Annotated in this window: 4 protein-coding genes; all 4 read left to right on the forward strand. The window is 64.2% G+C overall.

Features of this window, described 5'->3' with window-relative positions; all coding sequences use genetic code 11:
• The first annotated feature begins 301 nt into the window (after positions 1–301).
• The 4 genes from QZV81_RS07230 to QZV81_RS07245 are packed head-to-tail and all read left to right on the forward strand — an operon-like array spanning position 302 to position 5059.
• Entirely contained in the window at positions 302–1030 is a 729-nt protein-coding gene (locus tag QZV81_RS07230; protein ID WP_292834980.1) for a TnsA-like heteromeric transposase endonuclease subunit, read from the forward strand.
• A gap of 3 nt (positions 1031–1033) precedes the next feature.
• Positions 1034–3016, forward strand: coding sequence for a Mu transposase C-terminal domain-containing protein (locus QZV81_RS07235; RefSeq protein WP_292834983.1), 1983 nt, complete (start codon positions 1034–1036; stop codon positions 3014–3016).
• Complete coding sequence (locus tag QZV81_RS07240) at positions 3013–3993, forward strand: TniB family NTP-binding protein (protein ID WP_292834986.1); 981 nt, start codon at positions 3013–3015, stop codon at positions 3991–3993. The genes QZV81_RS07235 and QZV81_RS07240 overlap by 4 nt, the downstream gene beginning before the upstream one ends.
• 1 nt (position 3994) lies before the next feature.
• Complete coding sequence (locus QZV81_RS07245) at positions 3995–5059, forward strand: hypothetical protein (protein WP_292834989.1); 1065 nt, start codon at positions 3995–3997, stop codon at positions 5057–5059.
• The last annotated feature ends 190 nt before the right edge of the window (positions 5060–5249 follow it).

A 5249-nucleotide genomic window follows, 5' to 3' on the forward strand; every position in this document is an offset into this window, starting at 1 on the left:
CAAACAACTTCCGTGGTTGAACTCTATAACGACCAGATAACGGAAGGGAAGAGGCATCCGTTATCTTTCTGTGATTCTTGCCGGCTGTGTCGTGTCTCACTTGTCCGATGACAGTGATTCTGTCGTCCGTGCCATTGATCTTGTGTCTGTGCGGTTGATCCTGTCGTCTGTGCCATTGATTCTGTGTGCGGGTCTCGCGACACGCGGCGGACACCGTCCGGGCTATCGGGCCGCGAGTCGTACTCTGGCGCCGTCAGGTTCGGATCCTCAACTGAACATTCTGTGAGTGAGGGGAGCGGGCGTGAGCGGGTCTCAGCAGGCGGCGCGGGCAGTGTCGATCCGTGCGGAGATCGAGTGGGTCATCGGCGGGAAGCATGACCGCCGCGACGTGCTGGACGCGGTGGACGTTCCGTTCGAGTCGGTGGATGTCGTGCGGACTCCGTCGTCGTGGAAGCACAAGCGCAACTACGAGGGCTACTACTGGACGGCGACCACGGGTTCGCACGTCTGGTTCGAGTCGTTGTACGAGCGTGCGGCCCTGATGCGACTCGATCGTGATCGCCGAGTGATCGGCCTGGCTGCTCAGCCGATGTGGATCCACTGGTCGGGCGGTCTCGGAAAGCACGCGCCGGACTTCTTCGTCCGCTATCGCGGTGGCGGCGCGGCGATCGTCGACGTCAAGCCTGCTCGGCAGATCGATGAAGACGATGCTGAGGTGTTCGCTCGCACAGCCGGGTTGTGTGAGCATCTCGGGTGGGACTACGTCGTCATCAACGATATCTCCAGGATCGAGCACCGGAACCTTCGCTTTCTCTCGGGATATCGCTTCGACCGCTGGATCTCAGCGCCGGCGAACACTCGGTTGCGGGATTGTGCTGGCGACCGTCGGACGCTGAGGGAGTGGGCCGCCCTGCTTGACGGCGCATGCGCGGAACCGTTGGGCGCGATCTACTCGGCCCTGTGGTGGGGGTTGCTCAAGGCGGACGAAGATTCTCCGCTCTCGTTGAGCGCGATGGCGGAGGCGGTATAGGTCATGCGCGCCGGGATCGGAACACAGCTGATGTGGGACGATCACGAGTTCGTCGTCATCGCTGTCGACTACCGGCACGCGCTTCTGCGCTCTCTGACAGGGGAGTTCGTCCGCGAGGTTGTGATCGAAGAACTGCTTCGTATGCCGGATATCGTTTGGCGTGACTTGCGGCCGCCGTCCACCGAGCCGACGGACTTGCAGTTGGTCTCTGGGTTGCCCGAGACCGAGCGGCGGACCGTGGAGCAGTGGGTTGAGCAGCTCGAAGTCGTGAAGCGAGCTGTCGATGCGGGCAGTGACTTGACCCCGTTGCTGGCGGACGTGCGTGCGGCGTTGCGGCCGCATATCGAGGCGTCGACGGAGACGATTCGCCGCAAGTTCCAGCGGTATCTCGCCGAAGGCGTCGTGGGGCTGATGGATAAACGCCGATTCAACGGCCGGAAGCCGGTGATCGATGCGCGCATCGCGGGTGCGCTGAGCGATCTCGGCGCGGCGGGGGTGAAGCGGTCCTCGGGGACACGGACCCGCACGGTCGACAACGTGAAATGGATGCTCGAGGAGGACTTCGGAGAGGATGTCGAGTTGCCCAGCGATCGGACCTTGTATCGGTTGATCGCAGCGCACCCGACGGCCCGAAAACTGAACGCGTCGGCGCGAGGAAGAGAGACCGCGGCGAACAAGCCCGGCAGGGCATTTGGTCTTTACGGTTCTCTCCGACCGGGCGAGCACGTTCAGATCGACTCCACGATCATCGATGTGCCGTCGCGACTGCTGGACGGGCGCCTGAACCGCGCGGAGCTCACGATCATCCACGATGTCGCGACTCGCTCCATCCTCGCGGCGATGGTCCGCGCGATCGCGACCAACAGCGCCGACCTTGCGGGGGTTCTGGCTCGCGCGCTGACGCCGTACGACATGCGTCCTCCGGGGGCGCGCGAGCATCGGGAGCGGATGGCGGCGACGTGGGCCGGGCAGTTCATGATCACTCAGGAACGTCTCGATGAGCACCGCCTCGCGCAGCCGTACATCTTCCCCGAGACGATCACGACCGACAACGGGAAAATCTTCCGCTCCCGGGCGTTCCGCGAAGGCTGCGCGAGGTTGGGGATCTCGCTGATCTTTGCCGCGAAGGAGACTCCGACAGACAAGCCGCACGTGGAGCGCACGTTCGAGTCGATGGTGACTCGTTTCGTGCAGTACCTCGAGGGGTTCACGGGCGGCAGCGTGGAGCGACGCGGGCGTGAGGAGCCGATAGGCGAGGTGCTCGCACTGGCCCAACTGCAAGAGTTGCTCGAGGACTGGGTCGCCATCGAATGGCAGAACCGCACGCACGACGGGCTCGCCGACCCGCTCCTGCCCGGTCGGCATTTGACTCCGAACGAGATGTTCCGCGCCTACCGGCGGGTCGCTCCCGAAATCCATGTGCCCTTCGGCGTCGACGACTTCATCGGTCTTCTCCCGGCCAAGACCTGCACGCTGCAGGACTACGGGATCAACTTCAAACGCCGCGTCTACCGGTCCAAGCGGCTCCCCGAGCTGCGAGCCGCTGGTGCCCGCGCTGAAGGCGCGACCCGTGCCTGTCGCGTCAGGTACGACCCGCACAATCCGCTGTATATCTGGGCCGAGCACGAGGGCTCCTTCGTCGCGTTTCGTGCCGCACCGGATCTGCTGGACGAACCGATGGGCGGCGACGTCTGGCAGGAGCTACGCGCCGTAGACATCGGCTCGGATCTCGCTCGTCGTGAGGACGCGGCTCTACTTGCGGATCGCATGAAGCGAGCGCAATGGGTGCGGCCCGGGAAGAAGCGCAACCGACGAGTGCGGGCTGCCGAGGTCGACCGTGATCCCATGCACCTCACCAGCACCGCGCAAACCACGGCCCGTGAGGAGCCCATCGCGGAGGTCCCCGACGAGGAAGTCATCTGGGAGCGCGGCGGGGGCTTCTCGCTCCTCGCTGACGACGACGGTGTTTGGGAGCGACTGACATGACTCAAGCCATCAGCACCCGCGAGGGCTGGTCCGCCTTCGTCAGCGAGACCCTCGACAAGCCGGTCCCGATCACCCGCTCCGAGCTCGACGCGCTGTCTCCGGCCGACCGGGCGATGAATCGTGAGGCGCGCAAGCAGTTCATGATCCGCGGCCCCGTCGTGAACACTGCACAGTTTGCGGTGATCGAGACGGAGATCCGACGTCGGCTGATGCTCAACCAATACAAGTCGCACGGCAAACTCGGCGTGATCGTGTCCGGCGAACCAAACATCGGCAAGACCACAACAGTGGCACACATAGCCCGCCGCTTCGAGCGTCGTCGCCGCGATGTCGGCCGTGCCGGTGGCGCAAACTCGATTCCGGTCGTCTACGTGTGTGTGCCACCTTCCTGCACTCCGAAGCTGATGCTCGGCGAATTCGCGCACTTCCTCGGCCTCCCGATACGTACCCACTACAACACCGGAGAGCTGATGAACACCGTCGCGAGCGTCGTCGCCGCGTGCGGCACCGAACTGATCGTCGTCGACGAGATCCACAACCTGAACCAGAAGTACAAGCAGATGCGGGAAGCCTCCGACACGCTCAAGCAGCTGTCGGAGAAGTGCCCTGGCACTTTCGTCTACGCGGGAGTCGAGGTTGAGGCCAGCGGCCTCGTCGACGGCAGTCGCGGCAGACAGGTCACCAGCAGATTCCAGATCATGCACCTCCACAAGTTTGAGAACGCCGGCAGGGCGCGAGCCTCCTGGGCCGACCTCCTTGTCGCGATCGAAGGATCACTCGGGCTCATAGACCAAGAACCCGGAGCGATTCTGCGCCATGCCACCGAACTGCACAACGCCACCGGCGGGGTGATCGGTGACCTCACCGGCATGCTGCACATGCTGGCCATGGACGCCATCGACGACGGCACCGAACGACTCGATCTCGATGGAGTCTTCGGCGCGGTCACGGCATCTGCCGCGAAGGCTTCGCGATGACATGAGAGCGCCCACACCGCTGGAGACCGTGCGGGTGCTCCCGCAGGGTGTGCGACCACTCGCCGCGGAGACCGCGACCGGCTACCTCGGACGGCTGGCGACCGCGAACGCACTCACGCCCCGTGATCTCCGACTCCACGTCACGGAACTCGCCGGGCTGTCCCCCTCCCGTCCGAACCTCGAACGCGCAGCCGCGTGGGTCGAGCGACTCGGCGGTCTCGATCCCGGTCACTTCGCCGCCGACGCGCGCCGGAACGCCATGTACGTCCGATGCCAGCACTACGACTGGCAACCCGCGCTGTGTAAACGCTGCGGCTACACTCAATCGCCGCGCACGGCATGCCAAAGGTGCGCGAGGGGCAACCAGACGTCGATCCGCAGCCGCGGCGGAGCCGTCTGCAACCGCCATCGGCGATGGCAGCTCGACGGCACCGACATTGACCTCAGAGCCTTCCCCGAGTACGCGCACGCCGAGCGTTGCCTGTCCGGCGCGCTGTGGAAGAGGGGCGTTGGTCTCGCGACCGGAGAATTGCAGCTCGCAGCGACACTGATCCGGCACTGGGCGATCGACGAGTTCCCAGGTGTGCGGATTGAAGACCGCATGTCTGCCATCGGTGTCGATACGCTCGACGCAAATACCGTCTTCCTCGTCGCCTACCCCGAGGTCGTCCGTTTGGCCACCGTGCTGACCGACCTTTCGTTCGCGAGCTACTTGCTCAGTCCGAGATTCAGCCTCGCGGAGCAGGTCTGGGCACTGGAAGCCGCGGTCATCACGATCATGAGTGGCTCCACGACCATGCGCCTCCATGATGTGGCGGACAACATCGTCGCGCGGGGGAAGGCGGCCGTCGAAACAGCATTTGGCATGCGCCAGAGTGCCCACAACAAACGCCCCGCCGCGCTCGAGAAGGCGCTCATCGCCGCATCGCAACGACACCGCACCTGCTTGCTGCGCCACCTCAGCACCGTACGGATCCAGAACCTGCCGTACCAGCCTGGGCTTGCCGTTCCGCGGAGTCGCTTACTGAATGGGCAACTACCAATTCCGGACCTCATCGACTTCTAGCGATTTCGGATTCTGAGGTGATGGCATCCGGCCGCACATGGTTGCAATTCATAGTCGATCAAGGCCGAGGCGACCGCCCTGTGAGCGTGGATCCTGGACCGAGGCCCGTCCTGACGTCGGAAGCTTATGGATTTTCTGTTGATTCTCGCTGGTGACCGTGCCAGAGTGCGGGTTATGAGGCATCGTCGTT

Source organism: Microbacterium sp. (assembly GCF_011620665.1).
Taxonomy (GTDB): Bacteria; Actinomycetota; Actinomycetes; order Actinomycetales; family Microbacteriaceae; genus Microbacterium.